A 14,259-nucleotide genomic window follows, 5' to 3' on the forward strand; every position below is an offset into this window, starting at 1 on the left:
TCCATACACAATGCCCGCTCAAGGCAGCACAGAGAGGCCGAGCCGCCTGCGATCTGAGGCTCGACGCGACCATTTGTAGAGTTCCATGACGGCCAGCGCGCCGAGCCCCCCAACAGCCAACTGGAGTGCGTCCGCCCACGTCATCGCCTGGAGCGAGAGCATCTCTCGCAAGGGCGGGATCGCCAGCACTACCAGCTGCAGAACTTGTGTTCCAATCACGGCGGCAACGAGAAACGGATTGGCAGCAATCGGAATTCGAAAAACCGAACGCACCTCCGAGCGACAATTGAAAGCGTGCGCGTTCTCACACCAGACCAAGAGCCACAGGATGGCACCTTGAGCCGCCACATGCGATACGCCATTGCGCAGCATCAGCGCGTATGCCGCGAAAGCAGTGAGCCCGATGGCGGCCCCGCTGAGCACAACTTGTTCTATCATCCGGGCGTCGAAAATCGCTGCGTTCGCGTCGCGTGGCCTGCGCTGCAGGACGTCTGGCTCCGCCTTCTCGAAAGCAAGCGCAACATCCTGCAATCCGTTCGTGATCAAGTTGAGCCAAAGGAGCTGTACTGCGGTGAGCGGGGGCGGCAAACCAAAACTTGTCGAGAGCAGCATCAGCAGAATCTCAGCGGCGCCGGTCGAAATGAGGAGCGTAATGACCTTGCGAACGTTGTCGTAGGCGATCCGTCCCTCCTCGACGCCTGCAACAATGGAGGCGAAATTGTCGTCTGTGAGAATGAGATCGGCTGCATCTCGCGCCACGTCTGTACCGCCCTTTCCCATCGCGATGCCGATATCTGCCGCGTGAAGGGCTGGCGCATCGTTGATGCCGTCGCCGGTAACGGCTACGACATGGTTCTGCCGGCGCAAGCTTTCGATGATCGTCAGCTTTTGAAGCGGCTCCGTTCTTGCGAATACACGCGCGGCCGCAATCGTATCATCGAGTGCCTTATCCCGAAGCCGAGCAAGATCGGCCCCGGTCACGACCTCTTCCGGCTCATGCGCCAAGCCGAGTTGCCGCGCGATGGCGAGCGCCGTTAAGGGGTGATCACCTGTAACCATGACAATTCGGATGCCGGCGCGCTGCGCGGCGCCGATGGCCTCTCTGGCCTCCGGGCGCAGCGGGTCGATGAGGCCCGCGAAACCGAGCAGCCGCAATCCGGTCAGGCCGTGTTCCGCTCGCAGTGCAACGCGCCCTGCTGCGACAGCTATCACGCGATACCCATCGGCTGACATGCGTTCTGCCGCGGCCAATGCCTCGGTGTCGGCGTTCCCACAGAAGGAGGCGACGGTCTCGGGCGCTCCCTTTACATAGGCGACCAGTGCGTTCCCATCCTCATGGAAGGAGGCGGCAAACCGCTTCTCCGGTTCGTAAGGAAGCCGATCGACGGACGCTGAGGGTCCGACGGCGGCCGAGCCAGAACTCGTCATTGCAGCAAAGAATGCAAGATCGACGGCATCACCGATGAGCACTTCGCCGCTTCCTGCCGGCATTTCGCTGGCATATGCGCCCGCGCTCAGCATCGCTCGAGCGGATTCATCGGACGTTGAGACCTCGCCCCGCTCCGCGGTCCAGACCCGCTCAATGGTGAGCCGATTGAGCGTCAGCGTGCCGGTCTTGTCCGTGGCAATGAGAGTGCAGGCGCCCAAACCCTCTACTGCGGGCAAATGGCGGACGACCACGTTGCGCAGTCCCATGCGATGCATGGCGATCGATAGAGCAACGGTCATTGCAACCGGAAGGCCCTCGGGAATGGCCGAGACGATCAATGCAATCGACAGCAACAAGATATCGGTGGCAGGTACGCCGCGCAGTGCCTCCATCGTGGCAATGAGGGCCACCACCGCGACCATCACAAATCCAAGCTGGCGAGTGAACTGCGCCATCCTCCGGATGAGCGGGGGCTGCGGTTCGGGCCTGTCGAGCGACGCCGCCAACTGGCCAACGACCGTGCCGCTCCCGGTGCCTACAACGACTCCGAGCCCACGTCCGGTCTGCACCGTGGTGCCGGCATGCAGCATCGTCACGCGATCTGACAGGCCTGCATCGGCGGCAACGTGGGCCATCGGCCGCTTGACCACGGCAAGCGATTCCCCGGTAAGCAGGCTTTCATCGACGCTCAGATTCTGACCTTCGATGAGGCGAAGGTCGGCCGCGATCCTTTCGCCACTCTCGACTTGCGTGATGTCGCCGGGGACCAGAGCTTCGCTGGGCAATCGCTGTAACGTCCCGCCTCGCCAGACGCTGACGCTCGCCTTGATGAGAGCCTTGAGCGCGCGCGCTCGCGTCTCGGCCCTCCATTCCTGGAATGTGCCGATCCCGGCGTTGAGCACCAGCACCGCAGCGATGAATGCGGCGTCCGTGACATGGCCGATGCTCAGCGCTACCGCACCCGCAGCGAACAGAAGGTAGATGAACGGGCTTCGGAACTGCGCGACGAAAACCGCCAGCAGCGTATTGTATGCCGGTTCCGGCAGACGATTTGGCCCATGGTGACGGAGCCGCTCGGCGGCTTCAGCTTCGCTAAGCCCCTCCCGCTCAACGCTTAGTTCTCTCAGAACCTCGTCCGCCGGCAGATGATGAAAGGAGCCCACTTCTGGCCTCGTTCAGGCACGAATCGCGTTCGGAGCTACGCCTGCTACGGCATTTGGACGATGCCGCTTGGTTCGGGAAGAATGTGATTGTGTCGAGGAAGTCGGGATCGTTCTACCGAATCGCTAGTGGTAAAGAAACACCACGCATTGCGGACTTTCCATCAAGAAGCCGGTGGTCGAACCGAACAGAGCCTCCCGAAACCCACGATGCCCATAGGCGCCCATGACCAGCGATTCTATTCTCCTGTCCGCGATTTCAATATTGATGACCTCTGCAGGATGCGTCCGGGAGCTGATCGGATTCGCGTCTGCCTCGTATCCATGACTTCGAAGGTACCCCGCCGCTGCAGCCGCCCGACGGGCAGCCAGCTCCTGACTTGCGTCGATCGAAGTTACGCAGATGCGCTTCCCGTACCCGATTCCAAGAAGTACAAACATCTGGACTGCCCGCATGGCGGGGAAGCTGCCGTCGTAAGCGATCAGAATATCGCTGCCCCCTGGCAGCTCGTCCGGACAGACAATTACCGGTCGCGGAGTTATCAGCAACAATCTGGCAATCACTTCAGATAGCCGCATGTTGGCGGTGCCGCAGAACGCCGTGTCATGGCCGGTGATCACCAAGTCTCTCGTCTCGGTCGCGAGGAGGAGCGTAGCCGCCGGATCGCCTTCGAACGAGAGCCATTCAAAAGGCAGCTGGTGACCTCGGCACTCCAGCTCGAACGCGTCATGCAACCGCTGGCGGGCGTCAACGGCCTGCCTGGTGAACCGCTCCTCCAGTCGGGCCTTATAGGCCGAGGTGCCGATGCCTCCGAGCATTGGCGCTTCGATCGAAGTCAGGTCGACGCCGGCAAGTCCAGCCAGTTCGGCGCCCGTTTGCTTCGCCAAGCGGAAGCCATAGCGACGCGCGGCTTCGGAGGATGGGGTTTCACCCAACAGGACCAAGGCTCGTTTGAGCATTGAAGCTTGCGACATGAATATAGTGTGTCGGCTCTATGATCTGATGCGTTGACCGAGATCAAAGAGAGAGCTTCTTGTTTCCCCGCTGCAGGGCGAGCGTCACGCCGCCGAGCGTGAGCGCCATCGCCATCCATTCACGCAGGCCCAGCGGCTCGCCCAGGATGATGGCGGCGGAGACCACGCCGATCACGGGAACGATCAGCATGCCGGTCGAGGCCGTGGTCGGTGGCAGGCGGCGCAGCGTCTCGAACCAGGTGACGTAGCAGATGCCCATCGGCACCAGCGTCATATAGACGAAGCAGCCGAGCCCCAGCGGGGTCATCGCGGTGACATCAGGACGCTCGAACAGGACGCCGAGGATCAGCATCGCGGCGCAGCCGAGACCGACCTGCCAGGCGACGACGACCAGCGGCGGCATCGGCAGCGGCTTGCGGTTGAGCACGTTGCCGAGCGCGAACAGGATGGCGCAGAGCAGCGCCAGCACGATGCCCAGCAGCTTGTCGGCGCCGAACGCAAAGCCGTTGCCGCTCAGAAGCAGCGTGACACCGGCAACGCCAAGGACCAGCCCGAAAATATCCCTTGCGGCCGGCCGCGTATGCAGCACCGGCCAGGCAAACAGCATCGCCCAGATCGGCATCGTATAGGCGAGCAGAGCGCCCTCGCTCACGGTGACATATTTCATGGCGACCGTGCCGAGACCCATCCAGGCAAAGACGTTGGTGAAGGTCGCAAACAGCAGCCGCGGGATCGCCTCGCGCGGCACGGCGAACGATTCCTTCCGGCTCAGCGCCAGGGTGCCGAGAATGAGCGAGGCGCAGATCCCGGCAAGGCCACGTGCGAACAGCGGCGGCCATTGCTGGAGCAATAGCTTCATGAGCGGCCAGTTCAACGCCCAGCCGAACGCCGTCGCGCAGAGGCAGAGAGAGCCGATCGTCCTGTCGCGCCGCGCCGAATCCATGGCTAGCGCTTAGCAGGCGGACGCCGGCCACTCCACCTCGGCTGGTGCATGCGGCCCATCGCGCAGGACGGAACCGGACCGCCTGGCGCTCGTTCAAATGGGAGCACACGCGTCGATGCGTGCCGCAGCGCAACCAGGGAGGCCATCATGCCTGCAGCCGAAAGAGATCATGTCTACAAGATCCTGGACCTGGTCGGATCGTCCGAGACCTCGATCGAGGACGCGATCAAGAACGCGATCAGCCGCGCGTCGAAGACCATTCGCGAGATGAAATGGTTCGAGGTGGTGCAGACCCGCGGCCACATCGAGAATGGCGCGGTTCGGCACTATCAGGTGACCTTGCGTGTCGGATTCACGCTGGAAGAGTGATTTTATCTTCGCCGTTGCGGCCGACACTTCACCCTGCTGACCCAGATCTACGAAATTTCCGGCCCGGACAAAGCGCGCGCCGTCTCGGAGATCGGACTTGATCACGTCGGTATCCTGGTCGGCGACGGCGACTTTCCGCGCTCATAGCTCCGGGCGATCTCGACGCTCCCCTCGCCATAAACCGGCACGCTCCGCATGATCAGACGATCGGGCAGCGCGGCCTTGATCATGACGACCTCTACGGGCCCGAGCAATTCGGGGGCCACTCCGAGATGAACGATCGCGGGCCTCAACATCCTTGCCCATTCGATGATCAACGCCGCTCGCGCCGTGAGACAAGGACAGACAAGGAAGGCACGCGCGCCAAGGATCTGGCGCGCGTGCGCTATTCCATGAAGCTGCACGAGCCGCCGGGGGCAATTGGCCGGCCTACCCTTCCGTCCCTCCTGCCGCGTTGACAGCTTCTCTTCGGCCCTGCACGCAGCTTTCCGAAGTCTGAGAGGACGTCTGCATATTTGCTGCGCTGCGACACGCGACCGCTCTATGCGGCTGCTGCAAATCGAAAGCTCGTCAACATCCAGGATGCGACATCGCGAGGCTTGTCGGATGCCGACAATGCGTCCAGACTGTGATCAAAGTCGCTGGAATGCGGCATACCTCCAGCGGTTAACAACGACAAGCGCGCCGAAACGCGTTCGAATAATCAGGCCGCCAGGGAGGACGTCCATGACTGCAAAGTCCGAAAAAACCAGAACAACTCGTCGCAAATTCCTGCTGGCCGCCGGCGCGACCGGCGCTGCTGCCATCGCCATGCCGCAAGTCAGCCGGGCGCAGACAGTGACCATGAAGATGCAGGGCTCGTGGGGCAAGGCCGATGTCTTCAACGAGATGGCCGAAGATTACGTGAAGCGCGTCAACGATATGGCCGGAGGCCGGCTTCGCATCGACTATCTGGTCGGCGGCTCGGTCGTGCATCCGTTCCAGGTCTTCGACGGCGTTCATGGCGGCCAGATCGACGCGGCACACACGGTGACGGTCTACTGGTACGGCAAGCACAAGGCCGCCTCGCTGTTCGGCACGGGCCCGGTGTTCGGCTTCAACGCCAACGAAGGTCTCGGCTGGATCCACAACGGCGGCGGCAAGGAGCTGTTCGAGGAGCTCCAGACCAAGATCATGAACGTCAACATCAAGAGCTTCTTCGCCATGCCGATGCCGACCCAGCCGCTCGGCTGGTTCAAGAAGCCGATCACCAGCGACGCCGATCTCAAGGGCTTGAAGTATCGCACGGTGGGTCTGGCCGCCGATCTCTTCCAGGCGATGGGTGCATCCGTCGCGCAGCTCCCCGGTGGCGAGATCGTGCCCGCGATGGAGCGCGGCGTGATCGACGGATTCGAGTTCAACAATCCGACCTCGGACCGGCGCTTCGGCGCGCAGGATGTCGCCAAGAACTACATGATGGGCAGTCATCATCAGGCGACGGAATATTTCGAGATCATGTTCAACCGGACCAAATTCAACGCGCTGCCGAAGGAACAGCAGGCGATTCTGCAATACGCCGCCGAAGCCGTGTCCTCCGCCAACGAATGGAAGGCCATGGATTATTATTCGAAGGACCTGCAGGAGCTGATCAACAAGGACAAGGTCAACGTCCAGCGGACGCCGAAGTCGGTGTTCGACGCGCAGATCAAGGCGTGGGACGGTCTGATCGCCCAGCTCGGCTCGGACCCGTTCATGAAGAAGGTGATGGACTCGCAGAAGGAATGGGTCCGCCGCGTGGTTTACTACAACATGAACAACGCGACGGACTACCGCGGCGCCTTCGAACATCACTTCCCGGGCGTGCTCAAGGTCTGACGGCTGCCGCAGCGCATCGCGTGGGGCCGTATCGTGAGGGGGCGGCGCAGTTGAAGCGCCGCCCACGAATTGGGAGGGGGACATCCGGATGGTCTGCTCGCAGCGAGTTCAGCTCGCATGACGAAATTCCTGTTCTTCATCGATGAGCTCAGCACGTGGGTGGGCAAGGCATTCGCCTGGCTGATCCTCGTCCTTACGCTGGGCGTCAGCTACGAGGTGTTCGTGCGCTACGTGCTGCGTGCGCCGACCACATGGGCTTTCGACATCAGCTACATCACCTATGGCGCGATGTTCCTGATGGCCGGCGCGTATACGCTCTCGCGAAACGGCCATGTTCGCGCCGACGTGGTCTACCGCCTGTGGTCGCCGCGCACCCAGGCGACGATGGACCTCGTGCTGTATATCCTGTTCTTCCTGCCGGCGATCGCCGCGCTGATGTATTCGGGCTGGAACTACGCCCAGATGTCGGTTCGCTTCCGCGAAGTCAGCATCTTCAGTCCGGCCGGCGTGCCGGTGTTTCCGCTGAAGGCGCTGATCCCTCTCACCGGTTTCCTTCTGTTTCTGCAAGGGTTCGCTGAAATCATCCGCTGCGTGCTGTGCATCCGCACCGGTCGATGGCCGCAACGCCTGCACGACGTGGAGGAAACCGAAAGCCTCGTCATCCGCGAACGTCAGCAGCACGCGGCTGAGCCGCAGAGCGAGAAGGGACCAGGCGCATGACCGATCCTCAACTCGGCATGCTGATGCTGGGCCTCTTCATCTTCATCATCATGCTCGGCTTCCCGATCGCGTTCACGCTGATGGCGATGGGCGTATCGTTCGGCTACTATGCCTACTACACTCCCGGTCAGGACTTCTTCCAGAACCGCATCTTCACGCTTCTGGTGCAGAAGACGTTCGAGGTCACATCCAGCGATGTGCTGGTTGCGGTTCCGCTGTTCCTGTTCATGGGCTATCTGATCGAGCGCGCAAACATTCTCGACCGCCTTTTCTACTCGCTGCAATTGTCGATGAAGAACGTCCCGGGCGCGCTTGCGGTGGCCACGCTGATCACCTGCGCGATGTTCGCGACCGCGACCGGCATCGTCGGCGCGGTTGTCACGCTGATGGGCCTGCTGGCCTTGCCGGCGATGCTGCGCGCCGGCTACGACGTCAAGCTGTCGGCAGGCGTCGTCTGCGCCGGCGGCTGCCTCGGCATCCTGATCCCGCCGAGCATTCTGCTAATCGTCTATGCGGCAACCGCCGGCGTCTCGGCGGTCAAGCTTTACGCGGCCGCGTTCTTTCCGGGATTCATGCTGGCCGGCTTCTACGTCCTCTACGCGATGACACGCGCGATCATCAATCCCGCGCTCGCGCCGAAGCTGCCGCGCGAACAGACCGACGTGCCGCTCAGCACGGTCATCTGGGCGCTCGCCACATCGTTCCTGCCGCTGGCGTTGCTGATCGTTTCGGTGCTCGGGGCGATCCTGTTCGGCCTGGCGACGCCATCCGAGGCGGCCGCGGTGGGCGCCCTCATGAGCATCGTTCTGGCCGCCGCCTACCGTTCGCTCAACTTCACGATGATGCGCGAATCTGTGTATCTGACCGTGCGTGCCACCGCGATGGTCTGTTACCTGTTCATCGGGTCGTGGACGTTCTCGGCGGTGTTTGCCGTCCTTGGCGGACAGACCGTGGTCGAGCAGTTCTTCGCCGCGATGAACCTGTCGCCGATCGGGTTCCTGCTGTTGACCCAGGTGATCATCTTCCTGCTCGGCTGGCCGCTGGAATGGACCGAGATCATCATCATCTTCGTGCCGATCTTCCTGCCGCTGCTGCCGCAATACGGCATCGATCCGATCTTCTTCGGCATCCTGGTGGCACTGAACACGCAGACGGCGTTCAACACGCCGCCGGTCGCGATGGCGGCCTTCTATCTGAAGGGCGTGGCGCCGCCTCAGGTGAAGCTGACTGACATCTTCTCCGGCGCGCTTCCCTTTGTCGGTCTGGTCTTCCTTACCATGGCACTGGTCTACATCTTCCCGGAGATCGCATTGTGGTTGCCCACCTATCTCTATGGATCGCGATGAACGCGCCTGGCAAACCGACGAAAGGACGCGCATGAGTCTCAACGCGCTCGGCCTCATGGAAGCTGCGGCTGGCATCCGCGACGGCCGGCTCAGTTCGGCTGAGCTCGTCGGAGACTGCCTCAAGCGCATCGACGAGGTCGATCGCGATATCCATGCATGGGCGTTTCTCGATCGCGACCACGCGATGCGGCAGGCCGAGGCTGCTGACGATCGTCGTAAGCAGGGCAAGGCTGTAGGCCCGCTGCATGGCGTGCCCGTGGGCATCAAGGATATATTCGACACCGGCGACATGCCGACGGAATTCGGATCAGAGCTGTGGGCCGGACGCACGCCGCGGCGCGATGCGGCGGCCGTGGCGCGTCTGCGCGCCGCTGGCGCCGTGATCCTCGGCAAGACGGTGACCACCGAGTACGCGTACTACAATCCGGGCAAGACCCGAAATCCGCACAATCCAGAGCACACGCCCGGCGGATCGTCCTCGGGCTCCGCCGCGGCCGTCGCGGCGCTGATGGTGCCAGGTGCTGTCGGATCGCAGACCAACGGCTCGGTGATCCGTCCTGCCGCCTTCTGCGGCGTGGTCGGTTTCAAGCCCTCGCACGGCCTCATTCCGCGCAGCGGCGCGCTCGAATTGTCGCGCACACTCGATCATGTCGGCGTGTTCGGGCGCAGCGTGGAGGACGCGGCCCTGCTGGCCGAGGTCATGGTCGACTTCGACCGGGAGGATTTGGACACGCGGCCCGTTGCCCGCCCGCCATTCTCTGCGGTAGCGGCGAGCGAGCCGCCATTGCCGCCGCGATTTGCCTTCGTGCGCTCTCCGGTCTGGGATCAGGCCGAGCCAGTGGCACGTGAGGCCTTTGCCGAGCTCGTCGAGGCTTTGGGCGAGGCGTGCAGCGAAGTCGAGCTTGGGCCGAGCTTCGATAGAGCCGTCGATATGCACCGCATCATCATGGAAGTTGACATGGCGCACAATCTGCGGCGCGACTACCAGCGAGGCGGCGACAAGCTGAGCACGCGTCTACGCCAGGCGATCGAGCGCGGCCGCGCGCATCTTGCGGTGGACTACTGCAGCGCTCTGGCCGGGATTGCGCCGCTCAACCAGGCTCTGGACCATATTTTCGACGAGTACGACGCCGTCCTGACGCCCGCGGCGCCGGGTGCGGCGCCCGGCATTGAAACGACCGGCAACCCGGTTTTCTGCACGCTCTGGACCTATCTCGGCGTACCCGCCATCAGCCTGCCATTGATGCGTTCCGAAGCCGGCCTTCCGTTGGGCGTCCAGCTCGTCGGCCGCCCCGGCAACGATGCCCGCCTCTTGCGCACGGCGAGCTGGCTCGTGAGGAATATCGGGCGCGCTCGTGGCAGCGCTCGGCGCAACGTCCCGAGCGCCGGGACGAACTCGGCTCCCGGCGCGGAGAAAAGGAAAGTGCGATGACCAATCTGATCACCGGACTCATCGGCCTTTCGCTTATGATGACCTTTCTTGGAATCCTGGTGGTTTGGATCAAGGCCATCCCGCTCATCGTCATTGTGGTTGGCGTGGTGATCCTGGCGGTGATCGATTTCGTCCAGTCACTGCGGACGGCGAACGGCACGCCTCGCTGACCGCCAGAAATCGTCCTCGCACGGCATGTCGCGCTGCACCATCATCACACCAGGTGACACGCCACAAAATGCCCCGCCGCCCCCTCCTTCAGCACCGGCGCGCTCTCCGCGCAGCGCGGTTGGGCGATCGGGCAGCGGGTGTGGAAGTGGCAGCCCGATGGCGGCTTCATCGGGCTCGGCACGTCGCCCTTGAGGCGGATGCGCTCGCGCTTCAGCTTGGGATCGGGCACCGGCACCGCCGACAACAGCGCCCTGGTGTAGGGATGCTGCGGATTGCGGTAGAGATCGCTCGCTTTCGCCAGTTCCACGATGCGTCCGAGATACATCACCGCGACGCGATCGGAGATGTGCTCGACCACCGAGAGATCGTGCGCGACGAAGAGATAGGTCAGGTTCAACTCGGCCTGGAGGTCTTCCAGGAGGTTGATCACCTGGGCCTGGATCGACACGTCGAGCGCAGAGACCGGCTCGTCGCAGACGATCAGCTTCGGCTCGACCGCGAGCGCGCGCGCGATCACGATGCGCTGGCGCTGGCCGCCGGAGAACTCGTGCGGATAGCGCCGCATGTGCTCGGCCTTGAGCCCGACCTTGACCAGCAGGCTCGCGACGCGCTCCTCGCGCTCCTTGGTGGAGGTCGCGAGATTATGGATGGTGAAGGCCTCGCCAAGGATGGCGCCGACCGTCATGCGCGGATTGAGCGAAGCGAACGGGTCCTGGAACACCAGCTGCATGTTCCGCCGCATCGCGCGCAGATCGTTGCCGCCGAGCTGGCGTACATCCTGGCCGTCGAAAGTGACCTCGCCGTCGGTCGGTTCGATCAGGCGCAGCACGCAGCGCCCCGTCGTCGACTTGCCGCAACCGGATTCGCCGACGAGACCGAGCGTCTCGCCGCGGTTGACCGAGAACGACACGCCGTCGACGGCATAGACGCTGCCGACCTGGCGCGACAGCAGGCCGCCGAGCACGGGGAAGTGCTTCTTCAGGCCGCTGACGCGCAGCAACGGTTCGCTCATGCCGCGCCTCCCAGGCTGGTATCTCCCAAGTGACAGGCCATGCGATGGCCGGGCGCGACCTCGCGCAGCAGCGGCTCCTTCTCGGTGCAGACGTTCATCGCGAACTTGCAGCGCGGGGCAAAGCGGCAGCCGACCGGCGGATTGATCAGGATCGGTACCGAACCGCCGATCGCCTCCAGCCGCGTCTTGTGCTCGCTGTCGAGGTCGATGCGCGGGATCGAGCGGATCAACCCTTGCGTATAGGGATGGCGGGGATCGCCGAAGAGCTCGTCGACGGCCGCCTCCTCCACCACCTTGCCGGCATACATCACGACGACGCGCTGCGCCGTCTCGGCGACGACGCCCATGGCATGGGTGATCAACATCACCGCCATGCCGAAGCGTTCCTTCATGTCCTGCAAGAGGTCGAGGATCTGCGCCTGGATGGTGACGTCGAGCGCGGTGGTCGGCTCGTCGGCGATGATCAGCTTGGGCTTGCAGGCGAGCGCCATCGCGATCATCACGCGCTGGCGCATGCCGCCGGAGAATTGGTGCGGGTAGTTGTGCACGCGGCCTTCGGCATTGGGGATCTGCACCAGCTTCAGCATCTCGATGGTGCGTTCCAAAGCCTGCTTTCTCGTCACCGCCTCGTGGCGGCGCAGGCTCTCGGCGATCTGCTCGCCGATGGTGAGCACCGGGTTGAGCGAGGTCATCGGCTCCTGGAAGATGAAGCCGATCTCCTTGGCGCGGATCTCGTCGAGCTGATTGCTGGTCAGCGGCACCAGATCGCGCCCCTCGAAAATGATCTGGCCCGCCGCGATCCGGCCCGGCGGCATCGCGATCAGCTTCAGGATCGACATCGCGGTGACGGTCTTGCCGCAGCCGGACTCGCCGACGACGCAGAGCGTCTCCCCCCTGTTGATGGAGATGTCGACGCCGTCGACGGCCTGGAGGATGCCATCGTCGGTGGAAAAGTGGGTTTTCAGGCCCTTGATCTCGAGCAGCGGCGCCATCAGATCACCCGTCGCGCATCGAGCGCGTCACGCAGGCCGTCGCCGATGAAGTTGATGGCGACCACCGCGATGAAGATCGCGCCGCCCGGAAACAGCGCCCAGTGCGGGCCGATATCGAGGAAATCCTTGGCATCGTACAGCAGTCGGCCCCAGGTCGGGGTATCAGGCGGAAAGCCGAGGCCGAGGAAGGACAGCGTCGATTCCGCGATGATGGCGGCCGCAACGTCGATGGTGCCAGCGATGATCACCGGACCGAGCGCATTTGGCAGGATATGCTTGACCACCTGCCGCAGCGGACTTGCACCGAGCGCGCGTGCAGCCTCCACGAATTCCTTTTCGCGGATCGACAGGAACTGCGCGCGCACCAGGCGCGCGACCGGCATCCAGCGGAGTCCCCCGATCACCAGCACGATCAGGATGAAGATGCCGCCCTCGGGTCCGAACACCTGCTTCAGCCCGTCGCGGAAGAGATAGATCAGCAGCAAGAGCAGCGGCAGCTGCGGCAACGACAGGAACAGATCCGTGAGCCACATCAGGCCATGGCCGAGCGCGCCGCGCGACATGCCGGCCAGCGCGCCGATCAGTACGCCGATAAAGACCGAGACCAGCATCGCGGCGAGGCCGACGGCGAGCGAGATGCGCCCGCCATAGATCATGCGGGCGAGGATGTCCTGCCCAAGATCGTCGGTGCCGAACGGATGGGCCAGCGACGGCCCCTGCATACCCGCCACAATGTCGATCTCGTCGATCTTGACCCGCCAGACGAACGGACCGAACACCACCGCCAGGACAAGAACCAGGAGCAGGAACGCGCTGACGACGGCAAGCTTGTGGCGACTGTAGCGCCGCCACGTCTCGCGCCAGGGCGAGTAGACCCGCCGTTCAGCGGAGGGAGATGCGAGGGTCAAGCCAGCCATAAAGGACGTCCGCGATGAGATTGAACAGCACGACCAGGCACGCGAAGACGAAGGTGACGGCCATCACCACCGGCGTGTCGTTGGAAAGAATGGAGGAGATCAGCAGCGAGCCGATGCCCGGGATTCGGAAGATCTGCTCGGTGACGATGGCGCCGCCGAACACCGCGGGCATCTGCAACGCGATCAGCGTCACGACCGGGATCATGGCGTTGCGCATCACGTGCTTGACGATGACCGTGGCCTGGCCAAGTCCCTTGGCACGGGCCGTGGTCACGTAGTCGAGCCGGATCACGTCGAGCATCGCCGAACGGACGAAGCGCGTCATCGACGCCGCCTGGAACAGGCCGAGCACCGCCACCGGCATGATCGCCTGCCTGATCATCTCCAGCACCCAGCGGATGCCGGTTGCCTTGATGTCGGTGGTATAGACGAAAGGCAGCCAGTCCAGCGTGACCGAAAAGATCAGGATGAACAGAATGCCGGTGAAGAAGGTCGGCAGCGAGAAGCCGACGAAGGCGAGCGTATTCGCGATCTGGTCGAACAGCGAATACGGCCTGGTCGCGGCATAGACCCCGACGGGGATCGCGATCAGGAGCGCCAGGATCTGCGCCGAGCCGATCACATAGAGCGTGGCCGGCAGGCGCTGCAGGATCAACTGGTCGACGTCCATCCGACTGACGAAGGAGAAGCCCCAGTCGCCGTGCAGCATGGCGTTGAGCCAGTGCAGGTAACGGAGATAGATCGGATCGTCGAGACCGAATTTGGCCCGAAGCGCGGCCTGCACCTCGGGCGGCACGTTCGGGTTGGTCGCCAGTTCGGAGAACGGATCGCCGGGGGCAAGCGCGAGCACGACGAACAGCACGACCGAGATTCCGAGCAGGCTCGGAATCGCGATCAGGAGGCGACGCAGGACGTATTGACTCATGAGGGAAGGCCCCG

General features: G+C 63.4%; 14 protein-coding genes. 6 read left to right on the forward strand and 8 right to left on the reverse strand.

Annotated features, from left to right (window positions below):
• Window positions 1-18 precede the first annotated feature (18 nt).
• The 3 genes from EDE08_RS13795 to EDE08_RS13805 form a co-directional block, all read right to left on the reverse strand.
• Window positions 19-2,592 carry a cation-translocating P-type ATPase gene (locus EDE08_RS13795; RefSeq protein ID WP_131868957.1) on the reverse strand — a complete coding sequence of 858 codons (2,574 nt, stop codon included), beginning with the start codon at window positions 2,590-2,592 and terminating at the stop codon, window positions 19-21.
• Window positions 2,593-2,715: 123 nt separating this feature from the next.
• The gene (locus EDE08_RS13800) at window positions 2,716-3,549 is read right to left on the reverse strand and encodes a universal stress protein (RefSeq protein ID WP_131868956.1); all 834 of its coding nucleotides are present in this window, start codon (window positions 3,547-3,549) and stop codon (window positions 2,716-2,718) included.
• Between the two features lie 58 nt (window positions 3,550-3,607).
• Window positions 3,608-4,507, reverse strand: a complete 900-nt coding sequence (locus EDE08_RS13805) for a DMT family transporter (protein ID WP_131868955.1) — start codon at window positions 4,505-4,507, stop codon at window positions 3,608-3,610.
• A gap of 147 nt (window positions 4,508-4,654) precedes the next feature.
• On the opposite strand from EDE08_RS13805, the gene EDE08_RS13810 reads away from it, so the two are divergent.
• Window positions 4,655-4,876, forward strand: coding sequence for a dodecin (locus EDE08_RS13810; protein ID WP_061880674.1), 222 nt, complete (start codon window positions 4,655-4,657; stop codon window positions 4,874-4,876).
• A gap of 101 nt (window positions 4,877-4,977) precedes the next feature.
• Here the strand turns inward: EDE08_RS13810 and EDE08_RS39390 are convergent, their stop codons facing one another.
• Complete coding sequence (locus EDE08_RS39390; protein WP_283810550.1) at window positions 4,978-5,106, reverse strand: hypothetical protein; 129 nt, start codon at window positions 5,104-5,106, stop codon at window positions 4,978-4,980.
• Window positions 5,107-5,602: 496 nt separating this feature from the next.
• Between EDE08_RS39390 and EDE08_RS13820 the strand changes: the two genes are divergently transcribed.
• The 5 genes from EDE08_RS13820 (at window position 5,603) to EDE08_RS38430 (ending at window position 10,398) form a co-directional block, all read left to right on the forward strand.
• Window positions 5,603-6,730 carry a TRAP transporter substrate-binding protein gene (locus tag EDE08_RS13820; RefSeq protein WP_131868954.1) on the forward strand — a complete coding sequence of 376 codons (1,128 nt, stop codon included), beginning with the start codon at window positions 5,603-5,605 and terminating at the stop codon, window positions 6,728-6,730.
• A gap of 117 nt (window positions 6,731-6,847) precedes the next feature.
• Window positions 6,848-7,450, forward strand: a complete 603-nt coding sequence (locus EDE08_RS13825) for a TRAP transporter small permease subunit (protein ID WP_131868953.1) — start codon at window positions 6,848-6,850, stop codon at window positions 7,448-7,450.
• A complete protein-coding gene (locus EDE08_RS13830) occupies window positions 7,447-8,796 on the forward strand; it encodes a TRAP transporter large permease (protein WP_131868952.1) in 1,350 nt (449 codons plus the stop codon). The genes EDE08_RS13825 and EDE08_RS13830 overlap by 4 nt, the downstream gene beginning before the upstream one ends.
• A gap of 55 nt (window positions 8,797-8,851) precedes the next feature.
• Complete coding sequence (locus tag EDE08_RS13835; protein ID WP_245524788.1) at window positions 8,852-10,228, forward strand: amidase; 1,377 nt, start codon at window positions 8,852-8,854, stop codon at window positions 10,226-10,228.
• Entirely contained in the window at window positions 10,225-10,398 is a 174-nt protein-coding gene (locus EDE08_RS38430; RefSeq protein WP_165935909.1) for a hypothetical protein, read from the forward strand. Before EDE08_RS13835 ends, EDE08_RS38430 begins: the two co-directional genes overlap by 4 nt.
• A 44-nt stretch (window positions 10,399-10,442) precedes the next feature.
• Here the strand turns inward: EDE08_RS38430 and EDE08_RS13840 are convergent, their stop codons facing one another.
• The 4 genes from EDE08_RS13840 to EDE08_RS13855 are packed head-to-tail and all read right to left on the reverse strand — an operon-like array spanning window position 10,443 to window position 14,245.
• On the reverse strand, window positions 10,443-11,411 hold the full coding sequence (locus tag EDE08_RS13840) for an ABC transporter ATP-binding protein (protein WP_131868951.1): 969 nt from the start codon (window positions 11,409-11,411) through the stop codon (window positions 10,443-10,445).
• Window positions 11,408-12,403, reverse strand: coding sequence for an ABC transporter ATP-binding protein (locus tag EDE08_RS13845; RefSeq protein WP_131868950.1), 996 nt, complete (start codon window positions 12,401-12,403; stop codon window positions 11,408-11,410). The genes EDE08_RS13840 and EDE08_RS13845 overlap by 4 nt, the downstream gene beginning before the upstream one ends.
• A complete protein-coding gene (locus tag EDE08_RS13850; protein WP_061880667.1) occupies window positions 12,403-13,320 on the reverse strand; it encodes an ABC transporter permease in 918 nt (305 codons plus the stop codon). The genes EDE08_RS13845 and EDE08_RS13850 overlap by 1 nt, the downstream gene beginning before the upstream one ends.
• Window positions 13,286-14,245, reverse strand: coding sequence for an ABC transporter permease (locus tag EDE08_RS13855; RefSeq protein ID WP_028178491.1), 960 nt, complete (start codon window positions 14,243-14,245; stop codon window positions 13,286-13,288). The genes EDE08_RS13850 and EDE08_RS13855 overlap by 35 nt, the downstream gene beginning before the upstream one ends.
• Window positions 14,246-14,259 lie beyond the last annotated feature (14 nt).

The sequence above is a fragment of the Bradyrhizobium sp. R2.2-H genome, from assembly GCF_004346455.1.
GTDB lineage: Bacteria > Pseudomonadota > Alphaproteobacteria > Rhizobiales > Xanthobacteraceae > Bradyrhizobium > Bradyrhizobium diversitatis.